Genomic DNA, 21,384 nt, shown 5'->3' on the forward strand with positions numbered 1-21,384 from the left:
GTGACGGTGACGGTCTGGCCGGCTTCCACCCCCGTGGTGCTGCCGCTGACCACCACCGCGCCGCTTTCGGTCTTGTTGTAGACGTGATCGCTGCCACTGCCATCACTGCTGATGGCAATGGTGGCCACCGTATCCTTGCTGTCGGTATTGCTGGCGCTGGCGGTATTGCCGGCCACATCGCTGACCGTGGCTTTCACGGTCACCGGGCCATCCACCAGGCCGCTCAGGCTGCTGGCCGGAACGGTCCAGCTGCCATTGGCTGCCACGGTCGCCGTGGTGGTGACCACGTGGTTGGCGCTGTCGGTGAAGGTGACGGTGACAGTCTGGCCGGCTTCCACGCCCGTGGTGCTGCCGCTGACCACGGCGGCGCCGCTTTCGCTGCTGTTATAGACATGATCGCTGCCACTGCCATCACTGCTGATGGTGATGGTGGCGCTCAGGTCGAGCTTGGCGCTGTTAGTGCCGGTGGCCGAGGTATTGCCTGCCGGATCGGTGATGGAGGCAGTCACCGTCAGCGTTGCACCATCTCCCGGGGCAGCCGGGGTGAGAACGACCTGACCTGCAGTAATTTCAGCAGCGGTCAGCACATGACCAGCTTGCGCCACGCCATTGATGGTGACGTTCAGCGTATCGCCTGCCTTGGCATCTGCCGGCAGGCCGATGTTGACGGTATCCGTCGTCGCACTGCCCTGCTCGGCCTTGTTGATGTAGCCGTCGTGGTTGGCATCGGTGGCGATGACCACGGTCGGTGCCGACGGGGCGGTGGTATCCAGCGTACCGCTGTCTTTACCCTGGCCGGAGGTATTGCCCACGGCATCAGTCTGGGTGGCGGTGATGGTGACGGCGGCGTCCTGTGCCGGCGGCGTCATGCTGATGGTGACGGTGCCATTGTTGTAACTGCCGCTGACCGTGCCATCGGCACCGGTCACGCTGCCATCGCTATGCACCACCAGCGTGGTGGTATGGCCGCCATCGTTGACCACGATGGTGGCACTGCCGTTCTTGGCCAGATCAGCGGCATCCAGCTTGACGGTGGCTTCCACCTTGCCGTTGACCAGATCGCCAGCGCCAATCACGCCGTTGGGATCATTATGTTCGGCGATGGTCACCGTCGGCGTGGCCGGCGGCGTGGTATCGATGATGGCGGTACCGGTGGCGCTGGCGGAAGAACCGGCCGCATTGGTGCTGGTGGCAATCAGGGTGTCGGTGCCATCCGGCAGCTTCGACGACGGCGTCAGCTGCCAGTTGCCGTCGCTTCCCACGACCGCGCTGCCGATAACGGTGCCGGCGGCATTGCTCACCACGACGGTCAGGCCGGGAATGCCGGTACCGTGGATGGTGGGGGTGGCATTATTGGTGGCGCTGATGTTCTCGATGGAAACGCTGATGGGCGTGGTAGCCGTAAGCGCTTGCGCAGGTGTGGTGCTGAAGGTCTCGCCCTGTACGGTGGGCACAACGACTTCGGCCGTGGCGTTATTGTCCAGGCTGAGGCTGTTGAGGGTTTCGCTGATGCGCACCAGGCGGACAAAGCTGTGGCTGCCTTCATCGGTGGCACCGCCTGCGTTCAGACCGGCAGCAGCGGAGTCGAGCTGCGCCAGCGGATCCTGGCCATTTTCCAGGGCGGCCAATACTTGTTGCGCTTCCGGGGCCAGCTTGGCCACGGCGGCCTCGCTCTTGTCGGTGCTTTGCGGCGTGAGGGTTTCGTCAGTCAGTGCCAGATCACGCGGGCCATCCACCGTGATGCTGTCGCCACCGGCGCGGGAGACGGTCAGTGTGGCACCATCCAGCAGCACGACATGCTCGCCTGGCTGAATGATGTCGCCAGCCTTGAGAATGCGCTCGTGCCCTTGGGCATCGATGACTTTGACAATACCGTGGATGGCAACAACCTGACCTTGGATCGCGGGGGCATTCATGACTGACTCCTGAAGACGCAATAAGTATTGCGCCCAGATTAGTCAGACAGCCGGGAAAAACCTATTGTACCGAAGGGCAATTTCCTAATTATTTTCAGAAATTTCTTAGCTCTGTAAAAAATCAAAGCCGCCGTACCAGGGCGGCGCGGCGGCTGTGCAGGCTGATGGCGACAGGACTAACCGCCGGTGAGCTTGAGCAGCAGTTGCAGGCGGTCTTCCACGCCGAATTTCTGGAATACCGAGGTCAGGTGCGCCTTGACCGTGCGCTCGGAAATATCCAGCAAGCGGGCAATCTCCTTGTTGGCCTTGCCCTGGCGCAGCGCCTCCACCACCGCCAGTTCGCGCTCGGACAATTTGGCGGCCAGTGGCGATGCCGGCGTCACCGGCAGGCGGCTGCCAAAACGGGCACACAATTGCTGCATGATGCTGCGGCCTACCCAGGTACCACCTGCGGCGACGGTCTCGAACATCTGTTGCAGCAGGTCGCCCGTACTCATGGCATGGGCATAGCCCACCGCGCCACATTGCAGCCAGTACAAACCTTCCGCATCGCTGGGCTGCGAGGACAAGGCCAGTACCCGGCAATGGCGGCAGGCCTGGACGATGTCCTGCTCCTCCACGTGTTGCTGGGCCAGATCAACCAGCACCAGGCTGTCGGCGGCCACGCCATGGCGGTTGAGCGCGGCCAGATCAGCCAGGCGCACGGCATCTTGCAGGCCCAGGCTGTCGGCCCAGTAGTCGGCCAGCGCCGGGCTGGCGGTAATCAGGATCACACTGTCGCTCATCGTTCGGTCAAAGCCTCTGCCTTGGCGCGCAGCACCGGTTTCAACAGATAGGAAAGAATGCTCTTCTTGCCGGTCATGATGTCCACCTGGGCCACCATGCCCGGAATGATGGGCAGGTGTTTTTCGCCCAGCGCTCCCTGTTTGGTTCGGACCTTGACGATATAAAAGGCATTGCCCTTGTCATCGGTCACCGTGTCGGCGCCGATTTCCTGCAAGCTGCCCTCCATGCCGCCATATACCGTGTAGTCATAGGCGGTAAAGCGCACCATGGCGCGCTGGCCGGGGCGCAGAAAGGCGATGTCGCGCGGCGAAACGCGGGTTTCGATCATCAGCGAATCTTCCAGCGGCACGATTTCCAGAATGTCCTTGCCCGGCTGCACCACACCACCGATGGTGTTGACGAACAGGCGCTTGACCTCGCCCTTCACCGGCGAGCGTACCTCGGACAGCTTCACCTTGTCGGCCAGGCCGGAACTGCCGGCGGACAGGCTGTTGATCTTGCCCATGGTGTCGGACAGATCGGCGCTGGCCTGATTGCGGAAATTCAGTTCCACTTCCTGGATTTTGTGATTGGCCTCGCTGATGGCGGATTGCAGCTTGGGGATCTGCGCCGCAGCCATGTCGCGGTCCCCCTGATAGCGCGATACATCGCGCTGCAGGCGCAGCAGGTCGACATCGGACACCGCGCCGGACTCCCTCAGCGGCTTGGTCACCGCCAGTTCACGCTGGGTCAGTTGCAAGCCTTGCTGTGCCTGTTCGTAACGGGCACGCACCTCACTCAATTCCTGGGTACGCTGGGTCACTTCCTGGCGGGCAATGGATACCGTAGCCTCCAGTTCGCGGCGCTTGGTCAGGTAAAGATCCATTTCCTGCTTGGCCACATCGGGCGCTTGCGTGGTGACTTCCTTGGGCAGCTCGAACGGCACATTATTGGCGATGGCACGCAGCCGCGCCGCCTTGCCCAGCAGGGACAGGTATTGCGCCTGGTTTTCGTTGAGCGAGGAAACAAAGCGGGTATTGTCGATATTCAGCAGCAGCTGGCCTTTTTGCACGATCTGGCCTTCCTTCACCAGAATCTTCGACACCACGCCGCCATCCAGGCTCTGGATATGCTGGTTTTGCGAAACCGGCACCACCTTGCCCTCACCGCGGGCCACTTCATCGATTTGCGAGAATGCCGCCCATAGCAGGGCCACCAGCAGCAAGGCCAGCATGGTCCAGACAAACACCCGCGGCCGCCCCGGATTTTGTTCCAGAATGGCCCAGTCGCCATCGGTGGCGAAGTCCAGCCGGTCTTGCAGGTCGCGCGCGGCGGCCCAGTCCATCAGCTTGTCCCAGTAGGGCGCGGTTTTGTCCTGACCGCGCACTATCCAGCCTTGCAGCCTTTGCTTCCAGGTCGTTTTCATCAGTTCGCCCTCCCTACCTGGCCCTGCTGCAGGGCCTGGATCACCGCGGCCTTTTCCCCGTCGGCGACAATGGCGCCGTTGTCGATCACGATCAGGCGGTCGGCCAGCTCCAGCAATGAATTGTGGTGGGTGACCATGATCATGGTCTTGCCGGCCATGACCTTGACCAGCGTCTGCTTGATCTGGTTTTCGGTGCTGTTGTCCATATTGCTGGTCGGTTCGTCCATCAGCAGGATGGGCGGCGCATTCAGCAAGGCACGGGCGATGGTGACAGCCTTGCGCTGGCCGCCGGACAGCGAGTCGCCACGCTCGCCGATGATCATGTCAAAGCCTTGCGGGTGGCCGTTGATGAACTCGGCCAGGCCAGCCAGCTCGGCCGCGGCGGCAATGCTGGCATCGTGTGCATGCGGTGCGCCCATGGCGATGTTCTGGCGCAAGGTGCCATAGAACAGTACCGAATCCTGCGGCACATAACCGATATGGCGGCGCAACTCGGCCGGATCGATCTGGTTGATATCGATACCGTCCACCCGCACCGAGCCCTCCGTCGGCCGGAACAGGCCAAGAATCAGCTTTTGCAGGGTGCTCTTGCCGGAGCCGACACGGCCGATGATCGCCACCCGCTCGCCCGCCCTGATCTTGAACGACACATTGCGCAGTGCCACCTGCGGATTGTCCGGGTAGCTGAACGACACATTGCGGAATTCGATCTCCCCCTGAAAACTGGTGCGATGGAAGAAATTGGCATCCTGTTCGCGCTCCACCGGCATCTTCATGAAACCGTCCAGCGAAGACAGCGAGGTCTTGGCATTGTGGTACTGCGTCAGCAGCCCCACCAGCTGGCCTAGCGGTGCCATGGCACGGCCGGACAGCATCACCGCCGCAATCACCCCGCCCTGCGAGGTATTGCCGTCCATGATCTGGTACACCCCCAGCACCAGCATCACGATGGATACCAGCTGGGTGATGAAGCCGGCAAAGGTATTGGCCGAGGTGGCCAGCAGCTTCAGCCGCGCGCCCACCTGGGCCAGATACAGCGTGCCCTGTTCCCAATGCCCCTGCTGCTGGCCTTCCGCCGCCAGGATCTTGATGGTTTCCAGGCCGGCCAGGTTCTCCACCAGCTGGGCATTGCGCTGGGCCGAGGCACGCAGGGTGGCCTCGGTCAGCTCCTTCATCTTTTCCTGGATCAGCAAGGCAAACACGATCATCAGCAGCCCGCCCACCACCACCGGCAAGGTCAGCAGCGGCGACACCCACAGGATGGCCAGCAGGAAGATCAGCACGAAGGGCAGGTCGATCAGCGCGGTAATGGAGGCCGAGGCGATGAAATCGCGCACCGTTTCAAAGGCGCGCAAATTGGACGAAAACGCCCCGACCGAGGCCGGCCGCGCTTCCATGCGAATGCCCAGCACCCGTTCCATGATCAGGCTGGACAGGGTCACGTCCACCCGCTTGCTGGCCAGATCGATCAGATAAGCGCGGGTCATTTTCAGCAGGAAATCGAAAATCAGCGCCAGGAGACCGCCAATGGCCAGTACCCATAGCGTTTCGGTCGCCATATTGGGCACCACCCGGTCGTAGACATTCATCGACACCAGTGGAATGACCAGCGCAAACAGATTGATCAGCAAGGCGGCAATCATCGAATCGCGATACAGCGGCAGGCCACCATAAACCGTCTGCCAGAACCAGTGGCGCGAACGGATATCACCCAGCTCGGGCGCGCGGCGTTCGAAATTGAAGCGCGGCCGCACGAAAATGGCCAGACCAGCATATTTCTCCGCCAGATCAGCCAGCGGGATGCTGGTTTCCGCTTCGGTCAGCTCGGCAAAGCTCACCCGCGCCATGCCGCTTTCGCGATCGATGCCGCGCAGAATGCAGGCCTCGTCGCCGTGCAACAGCAGCACGGCTGGCAGCAGCTGCTCGCGCAGCTTGTCCAGCGGCTGGCGCACCACGCGTGAAGTCAGGCCGATGCGCCGCGCCGAGCGCGAAAACATCGAGGGATTCAGCCGGTTGTTGATCAGGGGAATACCCGCCACCAGCGACTCGCGGGTGGCATTGATGCCATAGGATCGCGCCAGCGCGAACAGGCAGTCCAGCAAGGGATCCAGATGGGTTGCCTGCAGGGGAATGGAGCTATGTTGCGGTTCCGGGGAAGGGGAATGCATGCGCTGCCCTCAATATGCTTTTGTTGTTGGCGACTGTTGAGCGGGTCGCCGTTAATGCCGACATTCTAATGGAAGCTTTTATATCGGCAAATTCTTTCAATTAATTAAAATAATTGATTAAAAAAAACAGAAAATTCTCTGCGGACTTTCATCACTTTATTAAAATCCGCCGCTAAAAACAAAAACCTGCCATTAAAGACAGGTTTTCGATCAATTACCGCAGCAAGCGCTCAATGTGCCGGGCGTTTGAAAGTTCGGGCAAAGCCCAGCACGCAGGCAAAAAACACCACGCTGATCGCCACCTCGCACAGGGCCAGCGTCTGCGACAGGCCGTGGTCCGCCCAGCTGCGCATGATGCCTTCGGTAAAGAAAGCCAGAATGAACATGCTGGACCACTGATAGGTATACAGCCGCTCTTTCAGGATGCCCATCAGCGGCGCCAGCAGCAGCACCGCTTTCAGTGCCAGAAACGAGCCACCCGGCCGCAGCGGCGCCAGCCACAGCTCCCAGGCCAGGGTCAGCAGAATCAGCGCCACCAGACTGGCGGTGGCTCCATAGTGAAACAGTTTGCGGTTCATTTTTCCTGATTTCCGGCGGGTTCGGCCGACGCGGGACGCGTCATGCATGCAGCCATGATGATGCCTGCTTCGTACAGCAACCATAGCGGCACCGCCAGCATGGTTTGCGACAGCACATCGGGGGGCGTCACCACGGCGGCCACCACAAAGGCACCGACGATGACATAAGGCCGGCCCTCGCGCAGCTTGGCCACCGACACCACCCCCATGCGCACCAGCACGATGACGATGATGGGGACTTCAAAGGTGACGCCAAAGGCCAGGAACATGCCCATGACGAAGGACAAATACTTGTCGATGTCCGTCATCATGCTCACCCCGCTGGGCGTCATCATGGAAAAGAAATGAAACGCCACCGGAAACACCAGGAAATAGGCAAAGCACATCCCCAGCAAAAACAGCAGCACGCTGGCCACCACCAAGGGCAGGATCAGCTTCTTTTCATGGCTGTACAGGCCGGGAGCGACAAAGGCCCAGATCTGGTACAGGGTATTGGGCAGCGAGATGAGGAAGGCCACCAGCATGGTGAGCTTCATCGGCACGAAAAAGGTGGCGGTGACTTCGGTGGCGATCATGCTGCCGCCATTGGGCAGCGCATCCAGCAGCGGCTTGGCCAGCAGGTGGTAGATGTCACCAGACCAGTGAAACAGGCCGAGAAACACCAGCAGCAGTCCCAGAATGGCGCGCACCAGCCGTGTACGCAATTCCAGCAGGTGGGCAAGCAGAGGTTGTTCGTTCATGCGTGAGGGCGGGATTCGGTAGCAGGCTGCGCAGCAGCCGGGGGAAGATCATCAAACAGGTCGAGCTGGTTTTCGTCGCGTACGGGCGGTTCGGCCGCACTGTTTTCCACCACCAGTGCCGACGCCACGGCAGCCGGCGCGGCAGGGGCCTGCAGATCGAGCGCGCCATGAATGCTGCGTTCGGCCTCGGCAAAGGGCGCACTGGCCTCGCCGGACAGCTGCTGCAACTGGGCGGACTGCTCGGCCATCACCTGGCGCACACCTTGCACCTCGGCCTCCATCTGCGACTTGAAGCTGTTGGCCGCATCCTGGATATCATTGCGCAGGCCATCCAGCCCGCTCAGATTGGCCTGCTGATGGATGTCGGCCTTGACGCTGGCAACAAAACGCTGGGCGCGCGCCACCAGCGCCCCCAGGGTGCGGGCCACGGTGGGCAGCCGCTCCGGCCCCAGCACCACCAGGGCCACGATGCCGATCAGGAGGATCTCACCAAAACTGATATCGAACACGGCGCGCCCTGTGGGTTATTTCTTGTCGGATTCGTTGTCGATGATGCGGCCGGTTTCGGCAGGCTTGTCGGCCTTGTCGTTCTCGCCCTTCATGCCTTCCTTGAAGCCACGCACCGCGCCGCCCAGGTCTTCACCCACGTTTTTCAGTTTTTTGGTGCCGAAAATCAGCACCACGATCAACAGCACCACCAGCCAGTGCCAGATACTGAAAGAACCCATTGCCACTTCCTTTCCAAATAGTCTGGCGCGCCGGCAAGCGGCGCACCGTCAAAACCGTTCAGCCCTTGTGGCCGAAAACATGCACATGCAGGTGGAACACTTCCTGGCCGCCGCCACGCCCGGTATTGATGCCGGTCTTGAAGCCGGCGCTCATGCCCTGCTCTGCTGCCAGCTTCGGCACCAGGCCCATGATGCGGCCCAGCAAGGCTTCGTGTTCCGGGCCACAGTCGGCCAGCGAGGCCACATGCAGCTTGGGAATGATCAGGAAATGCACCGGCGCAATCGGGCGGATGTCATGAAAGGCGACGACATCGGCGTCTTCGTAAATCTTGTTGCAAGGGATGTCCCCTGCGGCGATCTTGCAGAAAATGCAGTCACTCATTGCTTGGTCCTGTACGAATGGTTCAGGAAGGACGGGAGGCTTTTTCGTCGATGCCGGAAATGCCTTCACGGCGATGCAGCTCCATCAGCACATCTTCCGGGCGCAGGCCATGATAAGCCAGCAAGACCATGGTGTGAAACCACAGGTCGGCCACTTCGCGCACCAGATGCAGCTTGTCCTTGTCCTTGGAGGCCATGATGGTTTCAGCCGCCTCTTCTGCCACTTTTTTCAGAATGGCGTCTTCACCCTTGTGAAACAGCGAGGCCACATAGGAGGACTGGGGGCTCGCTTCGCGTCGGGCTTCCAGGGTATCGGCTACAGTCTTGAGCACATCGAAGGTCATGATGCTTCACCTTTGCATACTGGGAATTCGGCAAGTATAGGCCGATTCACACATCGGCCGTTAGCGCCCGAAGGCGACCTGCCATTGTAAGGGCTGCGGATGGCAGCCGTTTGACACGGCGCAACTCAATGCTTGTGCTGGTAAATGGCGTCCGGGTCTTTGAGCACGGCATCCACCACCGTCCAGCCGCCATTTTCAAAACGGCGATAGAAGCAGCTTTCGCGGCCGGTATGGCAGGCAATGCCGCCGGCTTGCTGGATCTGCATCACCACCACGTCGCCGTCACAGTCCAGTCGCAGTTCCTGTACGGTTTGCAGATGGCCGGACTCCTCACCCTTCTTCCACAGTTTCTGCCGTGAACGGCTCCAGTAGTGGGCAATGCCGGTGTCGGCGGTCAGTTGCAGGCTCTCGCGGTTCATCCAGGCCACCATCAGCACGCGGCCGGTGGCGCTGTCCTGGGCAATGGCGGTCACCAGGCCCTGGGCATCCCATTTGACTTCATCCAGCCAGTGGCTCATAGCCTTACCTCGATGCCTGCGTCACGCATGGCCTGTTTGGCCTCGCGCACGGTGTATTCGCTGAAATGGAAAATGCTGGCAGCCAGCACGGCATCAGCCTTGCCCAGCTTTACGCCATCCACCAGATGCTGCAGATTGCCCACCCCGCCGGAGGCGATGACCGGAATGCCCACGCCTTCGGACACGGCACGGGTCAGCGGCAGGTTGAAGCCGATCTTGGTGCCATCGCGGTCCATGCTGGTGAGCAGGATTTCCCCGGCGCCGTATTCCTGCATCTTCTGCGCCCATTCCACGGCATCGATGCCGGTACGGTTGCGCCCGCCATGGGTAAACACTTCCCAGCGGTCGTTTTCCGGGGTGACCGCCTTGGCGTCCACCGCTACCACGATGCACTGGCTGCCAAACTTGGCGGCGGCTTCGCGCACCAGCTCGGGATTGGTCACCGCCGCGGTATTGATGCTGACCTTGTCGGCACCGGCGTTGAGCAGGCGACGGATGTCTTCCACCTTGCGCACGCCGCCACCCACCGTCAGCGGGATGAACACCTGCTCGGCTACCGACTCGATCACATGCAGGATCAGGTCACGGTCGTCAGAGCTGGCGGTAATGTCCAGAAAGGTGAGTTCGTCAGCGCCTTGTTCATTGTAGCGACGGGCGATTTCCACCGGGTCGCCGGCATCGCGCAGCCCGACAAAGTTGACGCCCTTGACGACGCGACCGGCAGTCACGTCCAGGCAGGGAATAATGCGTTTGGCCAGAGTCATGTTCACGACACAAAAAAAGCTTGGCCGAAGAGTCTTCGGCCAAGCTGGGGTTTAAGGCAGGATCAGGCCTCGGACAGTTCGTCGGCCAACGTCTGCGCGGCAGCAAAGTCGATGCTGCCCTCGTAGATGGCCCGTCCGGTAATGGCGCCTTCGATGCCTTCGTCTTCCACCGCGCACAGATTGCGCACATCATCCAGATTGGTCAGGCCGCCCGAGGCGATGACCGGGATGGTGAGGGCCTGTGCCAGCTTGACGGTGGCTTCGATATTGACGCCGTTCATCATGCCGTCGCGGCCGATGTCGGTGTAGATCACCGAATTGACGCCGTAGTCCTCGAAACGCTTGGCCAGGTCAATCACATTGTGATTGGTGATCTTGGCCCAGCCATCGATGGCCACCATGCCATCCTTGGCATCCAGGCCGACAATCACCTGACCGGGGAAGGCATCGCAGGCATCGTGCAGGAAGCCGGGGGTTTTCACCGCCGCCGTCCCGATGATGACGTAGGACAGGCCCATGTCGAGGTATTTTTCGATGGTGTCCAGATCGCGGATGCCGCCACCCAGCTGAACCGGCATGTCATCGCCCACTTCCTGCAGAATCGAGCGGATGACATTCAGGTTCTTGGGTTTGCCGGCAAAGGCACCGTTCAGGTCAACCAGATGCAGACGACGGGCTCCCTGGTCTCGCCAGTGAGTGGCCACCTTGACCGGATCGTCAGAGAACACGGTGGCATCGTCCATAACGCCTTGTTTCAGGCGTACGCATTGACCATCCTTGAGGTCGATAGCGGGTATAAGCAGCATGGTGCTAGATCAACGTAAGTTAAACACTGCCGTCCCATGCCAGGAAGTTCTTCATCATCTGAAGTCCGGCACGGTGGCTCTTTTCGGTATGAAATTGCGTCGCAAAGATATTGCCACGCCCGACGATACAGGAAAACCTGTCCGGGTACTCACTTTCCGCCAGCGTCAGCGTCGCATCGGCCGGGGCGAAATGGTAACTGTGGACAAAATAGAAACGCTCGCCATCCTCGATCCCGGTAAACAGCGGATGGGATACGGTCTGGTAAACGCGGTTCCAGCCCATGTGCGGCACCTTCAGGCGCTCGCCAGCGGCGTCAGTCAGGTTAGCCGAAAAACGGACCACATTGCCCGGAAACAAGCCAAGTCCGGGGGTATCGCCCTCTTCACTGTGCTGGAAAAGCAACTGCGCACCCACGCAGATGCCAAAAAACGGCTTGGTCTGCGTGGTTTCACGTACTGCCTCGGCCAGACCGTAGCTGTTCAGCTCGCGCATGCAGTCCGGCATGGCACCCTGGCCGGGAAACACCACCTTGTCCGCCTTGACGATGGCTTCCGGGTCGCGGCTGAGGAAAATATCCGCCCCGGTTTCATTGACTGCCTGGATGGACTTGAGCACCGAGTGCAGATTGCCCATGCCATAGTCGATTACTGCGACTTTCATCATGCCCCTAACTATTCAGGTGGAGATGGCCTGCGGCTCAGGCCGTCAGCGTGCCCTTGGTGGACGGTGTGGCACCACCCATGCGTTCGTCCACTTCACAGGCCATGCGCAGTGCGCGGCCAAAGGCCTTGAAGATGGTTTCGGCCTGATGGTGGCTGTTCACACCGCGCAGATTGTCGATATGCAGGGTCACCATGCTGTGGTTGACGAAGCCATGGAAAAACTCGGAGAACAGGTCGACATCGAACTGGCCGATGCTGGCGCGGGTGTAATCGACGTTGTACACCAGGCCGGGACGACCGGAGAGGTCGATCACCACGCGGCTGAGCGCTTCGTCCAGCGGCACGTAGGCATGGCCGTAGCGGCGGATGCCTTTTTTGTCGCCAATGGCCTTGGCAAAAGCCTGGCCCAGGGTGATGCCGATGTCTTCCACCGTATGGTGGGCATCGATGTGCAGGTCACCCTTGGCGACGATGTCCAGGTCGATCAGGCCATGGCGGGCGATCTGGTCCATCATGTGATCGAGAAAAGGCACGCCGGTATCGAAATGGCTGCAGCCATGACCATCCAGATTGATGGTGACGGTGATCTGGGTTTCCAGGGTATTGCGGGTAACGGATGCGGTTCTCATGATTTCAGGCAAAGTAGCGGCCCAGTGCGGCAAGCACGGCCGTGTTTTCTTCCGGGCTGCCCACGGTAATGCGCAGGCAGTTGTCGAGCAGCGGGTGGCTGCCATGCAAGTTCTTGATCAGGATGCCATTTTTCTTCAGCCATGCAAACAGCTCACCGGCATCCGGCACCCGTAGCGTGATGAAATTGGCTTGCGAATCAAAAACGGTGGTCGCCGTAAACTGGCGCAGCGCCTGCAACAGGCGCTGGCGTTCGTCGCACAGGGTTTGCGCCTGCTGCATGAACACATCCAGATGGCGCAGCGCAAAACGGGCGGCGGCCTGGGTCAGTACATTGATGTTGTAGGGCGGGCGTACCTTGTCCAGCTCGTCCATCCACTCGGCCGGGCCGGCGGCATAACCCAGGCGCAGGCCGGCCAGCCCCAGCTTGGACAGCGTGCGCATCACCAGCAGATTGGGACGGCTGCCAGCCAGGTCCATCAGGCTGTCGCTGGCAAAGGCCTGATAGGCCTCGTCCACCACCACCAGTCCCGGTGCGGCATCCAGCACGGCCAGTACCTGGTCGCGGGCGAACTGCGGGCCGGTGGGATTATTGGGATAAGACAGGAACACCACCGCCGGTTGATGGGTGGCAATGGCCTCCAGCAAGGCCGGCAGGTTCAGGCTGAAATCGGCATGCAGCGGCACACCCACATACTGCAGGCCGGAGAACAGCGCGTTCATGCGGTACATGACGAAGGACGGCTCCAGCGCCAGCATCACCGCACCGGGACGCGCCAGCGCCTGGGCGATCAGGGTGATGATTTCGTCCGAACCATTGCCCAAGAGCACGCTGGCCGCTGCCGGGATGGCAAACGCCGCCTTCAGTTCGTCCTTCAGCCCGCCGCCATGCGGATCGGGATAACGGTTGATGGCGACCTCGGCCAGGCATTGCCCCAGTTCGGCGCGCAGGGCGGCCGGCAAGGCATAGGGGTTTTCCATGGCGTCCAGCTTGAGCAGGCCGGCGGCATCAGATACATGGTAGGCCTTGATTCCGGCGATTTCCGGACGGACCAGTTGCTTGGCAGTCAATGTCATCACGATGGGGCTGTAGCGGTCATGGCAACCGGGCCAGCCATGCAGGTCAACAGGGGGCGTTGTCAGGACAACGCAGCAGGTGGCTATCCTACCGTGTTCGGCCGGTTTGGGCTACCCGGCCATGTCCGCCGCCGCCCATGGCCGGGCTGGCAAAAACATGGCCAGACACTGTCTGGCCATGTTCAACGCGGAACGATCGGGCGGGCTCAGGGTTCCAGACGCAGCTCGGCCGCGCGGGCGTGGGCGGTGAGGCCTTCGCCATGCGCCAGCACGCTGGCGATCTTGCCCAGCTTTTGTGCCCCGGCCGCAGAAACGCGGATCAGGCTGGAGCGCTTCTGGAAGTCGTACACCCCCAGCGGGCTGGCAAAACGCGCCGTGCGGCTGGTGGGCAGCACATGGTTGGGTCCGGCACAGTAGTCGCCCAGGCTTTCCGAGGTGAACCGTCCCATGAAGATGGCACCGGCGTGGCGCAGCAGCGGCAGCTGCTGTTCCGGCTCGCTCACCGACAATTCCAGATGTTCCGGCGCGATGTAGTTGGCAATCTCGCAGGCTTCTGCCAGGTCGCGCACCTGAATCAGCGCACCACGGTTGCCCAGGCTGGCTTCGATGATGGCGCGGCGCGGCATGCTGGGCAGCAGCTTGGCAATGCTGGCTTCCACTTCGGCAATATATTCCGCCGACGGGCACAGCAGGATGGCCTGGGCGATTTCGTCGTGCTCGGCCTGGCTGAACAGGTCCATGGCGATCCAGTCGGCCGGGGTGTTGCCGTCGCAGATCACCAGGATCTCGGACGGGCCGGCCACCATGTCGATGCCCACCACGCCGAACACGCGGCGCTTGGCGGCGGCCACATAGGCATTGCCCGGTCCGGTGATCTTGTCCACCTGCGGGATGGTTTCGGTGCCATAGGCCAGCGCGGCCACCGCCTGGGCGCCGCCACAGGTGAATACCTTGTCCACGCCGGCGATGAAGGCGGCGGCCAGTACCAGGTCGTTACGCTCGCCCTGCGGGGTGGGCACCACCATGATGATTTCAGCGACACCTGCCACCTTGGCCGGCATGGCGTTCATCAGCACCGAGCTGGGATAGGCCGCCTTGCCGCCCGGCACATAGATGCCGACGCGGTCCAGCGGCGTGACCTGCTGACCCAGCAGGGTGCCGTCTTCGTCCTCGTAGCTCCAGGAGTGGGCCAGCTGCTTTTCATGATAGCGGCGCACGCGCTCGGCAGCGGCGCTCAGTGCCTGTTGCACCTCGGCCGGCAAACGATGCCAGGCGGCTTCCAGCTGCGCGCGCGACAGGGTGAGCTCGGCCATGGTGCTGGCCTGCATGCGGTCGAAGCGGTTGGTGTATTCCAGCACGGCGGCATCGCCACGCGCCTTGACGTCATCGCAGATGGCGGCAACCGCGCTGTCCACCGCCGGGTCCTGCGCGGTTTCAAAAGCCAGCAGGGCTTGCAGCTGCTGCTGGAAATCAGCTTGGGTAGAAGACAGTTTCAGCATGGGATTCCGTTCCTGCCTTATGCCGGCACGGCAGAGGCAAAGGCATCCAGCACCGGCTGGATGCGGTCGTATTTGAGTTTGAGCGCAGCCTGGTTCACCACCAGCCGCGAGCTGATGTCGATGATGTGCTCCACCGCCACCAGATTGTTGGCGCGCAGCGTGCCGCCGGTGGATACCAGGTCGACGATGGCATCGGCCAGGCCGACCAGCGGTGCCAGTTCCATCGAGCCATACAGCTTGATGATGTCCACATGCACGCCCTTGGCGGCAAAGTGTTCGCGGGCGATTTTCGGGTACTTGGTGGCCACCTTCAGGCGGGCGCCCTGGCGCACCGCATTCTGGTAGTCGAAACCGTTTTCCACCGCCACCATCATCTTGCACTTGGCGATATTCAGGTCCAGCGGCTGGTACAGGCCATCTCCACCGTGTTCGATCAGCACGTCGCGCCCGGCAATGCCCAGGTCGGCCGCGCCATACTGAACATAGGTGGGGACATCGGACGCTCTTACAATCACCAGCCGTACATCGGCATGATTGGTCTCGATGATGAGCTTGCGCGAGGATTCCGGATCTTCCGCCGGAACAATGCCGGCGGCAGCCAGCAGGGGCAGGGTTTCTTCAAAGATGCGCCCTTTGGACAGGGCAATAGTCAGGGTCATGATATTAAGCAGGCAATAGGAAAAGAAGGGAAACCGCCATCAGCCGACCAGGGCGCGCCGTTCGCGCTCCAGCTGGCCGACATAACGCTGCACCAGCGTTTCTGACGACGGAGTCATATTGAGAAAGGCGCAACCGGCACGGACGGCTTCATTGCCGTTGCGCAGCTGGGTGGTCAGGCGGTGGCGGATTTCGATACCCACCCGCAAACTGCCCAGCGGTTTCAATTCGAGTGAACAATTCTGGTATTTCTGGCCCAGCTCGAAACCGGGCGCATGCGGTGCCGGCAGCCACAGGCTGCAGCCACCCAGGCTGATGTCGAACAGCACCAGATCCAGCGGCCGGCCGGGGTAGTCGGCAATATGGCAGCTGACCGGATTGCTGACCGGGGTCTGGATGCGGAAAAACTCGCGCCGCTGCAGCTTGATCACCTGCTCGGGCAGGTCCACCTCGAAGGCCGGACCACTGTCCAGCACCACCTTGCGGGCTGCGCCGGTGACAAACTGGGTCTTGACCCCGTCCGGCGAGCAGACGAATACATTGCGCTCGCTGTTCAGCAGCTGTTCATTGGTGGCCGGGTCGGCCCCCCAGTCGAGCAACAGCACGCCTTGCCTGGCATCCACCTCCAGAAAGCGCGTGAGAATGAAGGTTTTTCCCTTGTTGGAAAACACCGTCACCATATGCCCGGACTTGGCGATAGACGTCAGATGATGCACGACCTCAACCGGGGTGGCCAGGATATACCTGGTCAGATCGGGCTGGGCATGGTCGCCGTGCAGCATACCGGGGGTGTTGTCTTCGCTCACGATGGGCGCTTCTTTCCGCAGTCAAGGTTGGGTGATTGCCTGAATTCTAGCGTAACAGCTGACGAATATCATGAGTCAGACTGTCTGCCGGCGTGGCATAAGCCTCATAAACCCGCAATTTTCCGCTTTTGTCGAACAGATAGGAGCCGGCACTGTGGTCGACCGTATAAGCGCCACCCGGCACGGCCACTTTCTGTGCCACCACCTTGTAGGCCGACTTGACCTGCTCGATCTGCGCCGTGCTGCCGGTAAGGCCGACAAAACGGGGGTCGAAGTGCGGCACATAGCCGGCCAGCACCGCCGTGGTGTCCCGTTCCGGATCTACCGTGACAAACAGGACTTGCACCTTGTCAGCGTCCGCGCCCAGCTTTTTCATGACCGTGGCGTATTCCAGCATGGTGGTGGGGCAGACATCCGGACAATGGGTATAGCCGAAGAACAGCGCGACCACCTTGCCGGAGAAGTCGGACAGCTTGCGTGGCCGGCCCTGATGGTCGGTCAGGCTGAAATCGCCGCCCAGCTGGGTATCGCTCATGTCCGTGCCTTTGAGATCCAGCTTGGGAGCCGCCGGCGGCGCACAGGCAGCCAGTGCGAGGGACAGGATGAACAGGGAGAGCAAACGTAGCAGATGGCGCATCAGGAAACCGGTAGCAGACAGTAATGATCGGACAGCATCGCGGCAAACAGCCAGGTCAGATACCAGATCGACCAGGAAAAGGTGCGGCGAGCCAAGGCGTCAGCATACTGACGATGCAGTTGCACAGCAAGAAACAAGAAGCGTCCGTCCAGTGCCAGCGCTGCCAGCAGATACAGCCAGCCGGCCACCCCCAGTGCCACCGGCAGCAGGGTGACGGCGGTCAGCAGCAGGGTGTACAGCAGAATGGACAAGGTGGTGAAACCCTGGCCATGCGTCAGCGGCAGCATGGGCAGGCCGGCGCGGGCGTAGTCGGCACGCCGGTATAGCGCCAGCGCCCAGAAGTGCGGCGGCGTCCAGGTGTAGATGATCAGCAGCAGCAACAGCGCATGCGGGCTGACCTGCCCGGTCATCGCCGTCCAGCCCAGCAATGGCGGCATGGCCCCGCTGATGCCGCCGATGACGATGTTTTGCGGGGTGTATGGTTTCAGCAGCAAGGTATACACCAGCGCATAGGCCAGCAGGGTGGCCAGCGTCAGCCAGGCGGTCAGCGCGTTGACCCAGCCCCACAGCAGCAGCATGCCACTCCCACCCAGCAGCACCGCCAGCAGCAGGGTTTCGCCACGCCCGGCGCTGCCCCGCGCCGTGGCACGCCAGGCGGTGCGCTGCATGCGGGCATCCAGCGCATGCTCCAGCAGGCAGTTGAGCATCGCCGCCGCGCCAGCCATCAGCGCAATACCCAGCGTGGCCGGCAGTAAGCGCCGCAGGGCCGGTAGCGCGGGCTGTGACAGCAACATGCCGATCACGGCGCAGAACACGATCAGCGCCACCACGCGCGGCTTGGCCAGTTGCAGCATGGCCAGCGCATGCTCATAGCCGGCTTGCAGTCTCACACTGGCAGACAGGGCCATCTTGCCGTTCTCCGGTGTCCCTGCCGGCGCGACAACATGCCACCGCGCCAGGGCCGGACGGTACTGCTGCGGCTCTGCCAGCCCAGCCAGTGCTGGCGCAAGGGCCGATAAGCGGCCGGCACCTGCAGCCGGCACAGCAGCATGCTGCTGCCCGCCAGCAGCAGCATGGCCCCGGCATGGTGGGCCAGCGCCAGGGGCAAGGGGTGCAGCCACAGCACATTGGCCACACCCAGCATAGGCTGCAGCAAGCCTAGCGCCAGAAGCAACAGCAATTGGCGACGCAGACCGGGTATCGACCACAAACGCCAGCACAGCAGGCCCAGCACCAGCATCACCAGCAGCGCACCCAGCCGGTGCAGCCAGTGCATGGCAACCAGGCTGGCCATGGGCAAGGCTCCGCTCTGCAGCACAAAGGCGTCAGCCAGAGAAGATGATGGCCACCAACTGCCGTTGCAGCGGGGAAAACCCTGGCAGGCCAGCGCCGCCTGATGGGACGACACCCAGCCACCCAAAGCAATCTGCCCGGCCACCAAGCACAGCAACAGCCACGCCAGCCTGCGCTGGCCTGCCCTTACCCGCACGCCCGGCCAGCGGCTGCCGGCCGCCTGCCACAACAGCACGGCCAGCAGGCTCATGCCCAGCAACAGATGAGCGGTGACCACCAGCGGCTGCAGGCGCATGGTCACCGTCAACATGCCCAGCAGCGCCTGAAGGGCCAAGAGCAGCAGCAGCAGGCCGGCGACACGCCGCTGCCGGCCGCTGCGCCAGGCTTGCAGCGCCTGCCACAGGATCAACAGCCCCAGACTGCCCGCCAGGTAGCGATGCAGCATTTCCTTCCAGGCCTTGTCCGGGCTGACCGGGCCATCCGGCTGCAGCTGCATGGCCTGCGCGATGGCCGTGGCGGCATGGGCCGGACTGAGCCGGCCGTAACAACCCGGCCAATCCGGACAGCCGAGGCCGGCATCCGACAAACGCACATATGCCCCCAGCGGCAGGACCACACAGGCCAGCAGCAGGGCCAGCCAGGCCAGTTTTTTCATTGCGGCCTCCTTGCCAGCGCGCAACGCCGGCAGCTGCACGGCATCATCCCAAGCCGTTGTTAACCTTCATCAGCTGTTGCACTTCCTTGATGATCTTGTCCGGACGCAGGGCATCCGGGTAAAACAGCACCTGGTTGCCCAGCGGGTCGATCAGGTAAAAACCGTCGGCTCGGGCCGGCAAGCGCTGGCGTGCCACGGCCAGCTGCACGAAGCCATCTGCCGCCACCGGTGCCGCCGCGCTATACAACAGCACCCGCTGCAAGCGCCCGGCAGCTTCGCCCTGGGCCAGATGAATCTGCCGCATGGTGAACAGGCGCTGGCGGCATGCCCGCTCGCAACTGCCCTGAAACTGCCCGACCAGCACCCAGCGCTTGCCAGGCCAGTCCGCCCGGCTGGCGGCGGCAAAGGGCTGGATCGGCAGCAAGTCGCCGGCGCTGTTGCCGCCCTGCGGTGGCCAGTAGCGATAACTGAACCAGGCCGCCAGCAGCGGCAGCAGACAGAGCAGCACGATCAGCAGCAATACCAGCCGGCTGTAGCGTCCCGGGTTCATCCCTTCCTCCATCTGCGCGGCCGCAGCAATAGCAGCAGGCATAGCGCCAGCACCGCCCATTGCAGGGCATAGGCAAAATGCCGCTGTGCCGACAAGGGGGGCTGCAGCGGCCACATCTGCAAACCCGGCAGCGCGGGCTGCAACACCAGCACGCCCTGGCGCCAGCGGCCCGGATACACCTGCGGCAAACTGGCCATGGCAACCTCATCCACCCGGCCGGCAACACCGGACCGCGCGCCGGGCAAGGTCCAGCGCCCATGCCACGGCAACCATTGCCCGCGCAACTGCGGCGGCAGCAACAAGGCTGGCTGCGGGCGGGAATCAGCCAGCCAGCCCAGATCGAGCAGCAGCATGCTGTCATCCGCCAGCCGCACCGGCAGCAGCAGCCTGGCTCCCGGCTGCTCGTCCAGCAGGCTGTTGCCCAGCTGGATCACCGGCCCCAGCGGGCGGGCCCCTGCCACGCTGCGGCGGGAATAATCCGGGGACTGGGTCAGCGGCACCGCCGACCACGCCTGCAGCGGCTGGCTGCCCGCCCGTGCCAGCGCCTGTTCACGCTGCAAGGCATCGCGGCCACGCAACACCTGCCAGCAGGCCAATACAAAAGGTAACAACACACAGAGCAACAGAAGCCCACGACTACGCTTTTTGCCACTAGACTGAAAGCATGTTTTTGCAGGCGCAGCAGCACCGGAGGGCTCAGCCATGAAAATCGTCATCGTCTTTTTGCTTGCCTGCATCGTGCTGGCCCTGTTCTGGGGGCTGTCCGGCCTGCTCAAGGCCGAGTCCGGCTCACAGCGGCTGATCCGTTCGCTGACCCTGCGGCTTGGCTTGTCCATTGGCCTGTTCATCCTGCTGTTGCTGGGCGTGCTGTTTGGCTGGTGGCGTCCGCATCAGCCCAGCTAGGCTGGCTGCGGCTACAGGCAGTAGACGAAGACAAACAGCAGCAGCCACACCACATCGACAAAATGCCAATACCAGGCCGCCGCCTCGAAAGCGAAATGGTGTTGCTGGTCGAAGTGTCCGCGCAGCACCCGCAACCACACCACCAGCAGGATGACACTGCCCAGCAAGACGTGCAGGCCGTGCAGGCCGGTCAGCATGTAGAAGGTCATGCCGTAGCCTCCCGCCGACAATGTCAGCTGCTGTGCCGTCCAGGCATGGTGGTATTCGATGGCCTGCAGGCAGAGAAACCCCAGCCCCAGCACGATGGTGATCAACAGGCCCAGCTTCAGTTGCGCCCGTCGCCCCAGTAGCAGGCCCCAGTGCGCCCAGGTCAGGCTGACCGCGGAAGACAGCAGGATCAGCGTATTGAGCGCCGGCAGCCCCCAGGCTTCCATGGCCTGATAAGCCGGCCCCGCCACCGGGGCGGTCTGCAGCGGCCAGCTGGCGGAAAAATCCGGATAGAGCAATTTGTAATCCAGGCTGCCCAGCGTCGGCAGCGCCACCTGGCGCACCCAGAACAGCGCGGCAAAGAATGCGCCAAACAGCATGACTTCCGAGAAAATGAACCAGCCCATGCCCCAGCGGAAGGACAGCGCCTCCTGCCCGTGATAGCGGCCGCCCACGCTCTCGCGGATGACATCGCCAAACCAGCCGCACAGCATGCGCAGCAGGATCAGCCCACCCAGCGCCAGCAACCACCAGCCCGGCAGCATGCCGTTCAGCGCACAAGCCGCGCCCAGTCCCAGGCAGAACAGTGCCACGGCACCCAGCAGTGGCCAGCGTGACGGGGCGGGGACGAAATACTGCGCCGGCCCATGCTCATCCAGTAGCGCCATGATGCTCT

26 protein-coding genes are annotated in these 21,384 nt (G+C 62.3%); 1 reads left to right on the forward strand and 25 read right to left on the reverse strand.

Going from position 1 to position 21,384, the window contains the following annotated elements; genetic code table 11:
• From DFR38_RS14830 to DFR38_RS14940, 24 genes are all read right to left on the reverse strand, one after another.
• Positions 1-1,916 (reverse strand): retention module-containing protein (locus DFR38_RS14830; protein WP_146215986.1); only part of this gene is annotated, 1,916 nt, incomplete at its 3' end.
• A 176-nt stretch (positions 1,917-2,092) separates the two neighbouring features.
• Positions 2,093-2,701 carry a helix-turn-helix transcriptional regulator gene (locus DFR38_RS14835; RefSeq protein ID WP_059286597.1) on the reverse strand — a complete coding sequence of 203 codons (609 nt, stop codon included), beginning with the start codon at positions 2,699-2,701 and terminating at the stop codon, positions 2,093-2,095.
• The gene (locus tag DFR38_RS14840; RefSeq protein WP_059286598.1) at positions 2,698-4,107 is read right to left on the reverse strand and encodes an HlyD family type I secretion periplasmic adaptor subunit; all 1,410 of its coding nucleotides are present in this window, start codon (positions 4,105-4,107) and stop codon (positions 2,698-2,700) included. Before DFR38_RS14840 ends, DFR38_RS14835 begins: the two co-directional genes overlap by 4 nt.
• Positions 4,107-6,275: a type I secretion system permease/ATPase gene (locus DFR38_RS14845; RefSeq protein ID WP_059286599.1), complete on the reverse strand. Its 2,169-nt coding sequence runs from the start codon at positions 6,273-6,275 to the stop codon at positions 4,107-4,109. The genes DFR38_RS14840 and DFR38_RS14845 overlap by 1 nt, the downstream gene beginning before the upstream one ends.
• 230 nt (positions 6,276-6,505) lie before the next feature.
• The gene (locus tag DFR38_RS14850; protein ID WP_059286600.1) at positions 6,506-6,853 is read right to left on the reverse strand and encodes a DUF2069 domain-containing protein; all 348 of its coding nucleotides are present in this window, start codon (positions 6,851-6,853) and stop codon (positions 6,506-6,508) included.
• On the reverse strand, positions 6,850-7,593 hold the full coding sequence (gene tatC / locus DFR38_RS14855) for a twin-arginine translocase subunit TatC (protein ID WP_059286601.1): 744 nt from the start codon (positions 7,591-7,593) through the stop codon (positions 6,850-6,852). The genes DFR38_RS14850 and tatC overlap by 4 nt, the downstream gene beginning before the upstream one ends.
• Entirely contained in the window at positions 7,590-8,102 is a 513-nt protein-coding gene (gene tatB, locus DFR38_RS21900) for a Sec-independent protein translocase protein TatB (protein WP_059286602.1), read from the reverse strand. Before tatB ends, tatC begins: the two co-directional genes overlap by 4 nt.
• 15 nt (positions 8,103-8,117) lie before the next feature.
• The gene (tatA, locus tag DFR38_RS14865) at positions 8,118-8,321 is read right to left on the reverse strand and encodes a Sec-independent protein translocase subunit TatA (protein WP_059286603.1); all 204 of its coding nucleotides are present in this window, start codon (positions 8,319-8,321) and stop codon (positions 8,118-8,120) included.
• A gap of 58 nt (positions 8,322-8,379) precedes the next feature.
• Entirely contained in the window at positions 8,380-8,703 is a 324-nt protein-coding gene (locus DFR38_RS14870; RefSeq protein WP_059286604.1) for a histidine triad nucleotide-binding protein, read from the reverse strand.
• Positions 8,704-8,725: 22 nt separating this feature from the next.
• The gene (locus tag DFR38_RS14875) at positions 8,726-9,046 is read right to left on the reverse strand and encodes a phosphoribosyl-ATP diphosphatase (protein ID WP_059286605.1); all 321 of its coding nucleotides are present in this window, start codon (positions 9,044-9,046) and stop codon (positions 8,726-8,728) included.
• A gap of 125 nt (positions 9,047-9,171) precedes the next feature.
• Positions 9,172-9,564 (reverse strand): phosphoribosyl-AMP cyclohydrolase, encoded by a 393-nt coding sequence (gene hisI, locus DFR38_RS14880; RefSeq protein WP_059286606.1) that lies wholly within the window; start codon positions 9,562-9,564, stop codon positions 9,172-9,174.
• Entirely contained in the window at positions 9,561-10,328 is a 768-nt protein-coding gene (gene hisF / locus DFR38_RS14885; protein ID WP_059286610.1) for an imidazole glycerol phosphate synthase subunit HisF, read from the reverse strand. Before hisF ends, hisI begins: the two co-directional genes overlap by 4 nt.
• 62 nt (positions 10,329-10,390) lie before the next feature.
• Positions 10,391-11,134, reverse strand: coding sequence for a 1-(5-phosphoribosyl)-5-[(5-phosphoribosylamino)methylideneamino]imidazole-4-carboxamide isomerase (hisA, locus tag DFR38_RS14890; RefSeq protein ID WP_059286607.1), 744 nt, complete (start codon positions 11,132-11,134; stop codon positions 10,391-10,393).
• 19 nt (positions 11,135-11,153) lie between these two features.
• The gene (hisH, locus tag DFR38_RS14895) at positions 11,154-11,795 is read right to left on the reverse strand and encodes an imidazole glycerol phosphate synthase subunit HisH (RefSeq protein WP_059286611.1); all 642 of its coding nucleotides are present in this window, start codon (positions 11,793-11,795) and stop codon (positions 11,154-11,156) included.
• A gap of 37 nt (positions 11,796-11,832) precedes the next feature.
• Positions 11,833-12,426: an imidazoleglycerol-phosphate dehydratase HisB gene (gene hisB / locus DFR38_RS14900; protein ID WP_059286608.1), complete on the reverse strand. Its 594-nt coding sequence runs from the start codon at positions 12,424-12,426 to the stop codon at positions 11,833-11,835.
• Positions 12,427-12,430: 4 nt separating this feature from the next.
• On the reverse strand, positions 12,431-13,501 hold the full coding sequence (hisC, locus tag DFR38_RS14905) for a histidinol-phosphate transaminase (RefSeq protein WP_059286609.1): 1,071 nt from the start codon (positions 13,499-13,501) through the stop codon (positions 12,431-12,433).
• A gap of 206 nt (positions 13,502-13,707) precedes the next feature.
• Positions 13,708-15,000, reverse strand: a complete 1,293-nt coding sequence (gene hisD, locus DFR38_RS14910) for a histidinol dehydrogenase (protein WP_110313578.1) — start codon at positions 14,998-15,000, stop codon at positions 13,708-13,710.
• Positions 15,001-15,017: 17 nt separating this feature from the next.
• The gene (gene hisG, locus DFR38_RS14915; RefSeq protein ID WP_059287418.1) at positions 15,018-15,659 is read right to left on the reverse strand and encodes an ATP phosphoribosyltransferase; all 642 of its coding nucleotides are present in this window, start codon (positions 15,657-15,659) and stop codon (positions 15,018-15,020) included.
• 39 nt (positions 15,660-15,698) lie between these two features.
• Entirely contained in the window at positions 15,699-16,463 is a 765-nt protein-coding gene (locus tag DFR38_RS14920; RefSeq protein ID WP_239688839.1) for a flagellar brake protein, read from the reverse strand.
• 46 nt (positions 16,464-16,509) lie between these two features.
• Positions 16,510-17,100, reverse strand: coding sequence for an SCO family protein (locus tag DFR38_RS14925; RefSeq protein ID WP_110313579.1), 591 nt, complete (start codon positions 17,098-17,100; stop codon positions 16,510-16,512).
• Positions 17,100-18,008 carry a heme o synthase gene (locus DFR38_RS14930; protein ID WP_110313580.1) on the reverse strand — a complete coding sequence of 303 codons (909 nt, stop codon included), beginning with the start codon at positions 18,006-18,008 and terminating at the stop codon, positions 17,100-17,102. Before DFR38_RS14930 ends, DFR38_RS14925 begins: the two co-directional genes overlap by 1 nt.
• Positions 17,987-19,048: a COX15/CtaA family protein gene (locus tag DFR38_RS14935; RefSeq protein WP_110313581.1), complete on the reverse strand. Its 1,062-nt coding sequence runs from the start codon at positions 19,046-19,048 to the stop codon at positions 17,987-17,989. Before DFR38_RS14935 ends, DFR38_RS14930 begins: the two co-directional genes overlap by 22 nt.
• 43 nt (positions 19,049-19,091) lie before the next feature.
• Positions 19,092-19,598, reverse strand: coding sequence for a hypothetical protein (locus DFR38_RS21270; protein ID WP_158527743.1), 507 nt, complete (start codon positions 19,596-19,598; stop codon positions 19,092-19,094).
• Positions 19,595-20,212, reverse strand: a complete 618-nt coding sequence (locus DFR38_RS14940; protein WP_158527744.1) for an SURF1 family cytochrome oxidase biogenesis protein — start codon at positions 20,210-20,212, stop codon at positions 19,595-19,597. The genes DFR38_RS21270 and DFR38_RS14940 overlap by 4 nt, the downstream gene beginning before the upstream one ends.
• An 88-nt stretch (positions 20,213-20,300) precedes the next feature.
• Between DFR38_RS14940 and DFR38_RS14945 the strand changes: the two genes are divergently transcribed.
• Positions 20,301-20,501, forward strand: coding sequence for a DUF2909 family protein (locus DFR38_RS14945; protein WP_059284703.1), 201 nt, complete (start codon positions 20,301-20,303; stop codon positions 20,499-20,501).
• Between the two features lie 11 nt (positions 20,502-20,512).
• Here DFR38_RS14945 and DFR38_RS14950 read toward each other — a convergent pair whose 3' ends face one another.
• On the reverse strand, positions 20,513-21,376 hold the full coding sequence (locus DFR38_RS14950; protein WP_059284702.1) for a cytochrome c oxidase subunit 3: 864 nt from the start codon (positions 21,374-21,376) through the stop codon (positions 20,513-20,515).
• Between the last annotated feature and the right edge of the window lie 8 nt (positions 21,377-21,384).

It is taken from the genome of Aquitalea magnusonii (assembly GCF_003202035.1).
Taxonomy (GTDB): domain Bacteria; phylum Pseudomonadota; class Gammaproteobacteria; order Burkholderiales; family Chromobacteriaceae; genus Aquitalea; species Aquitalea magnusonii.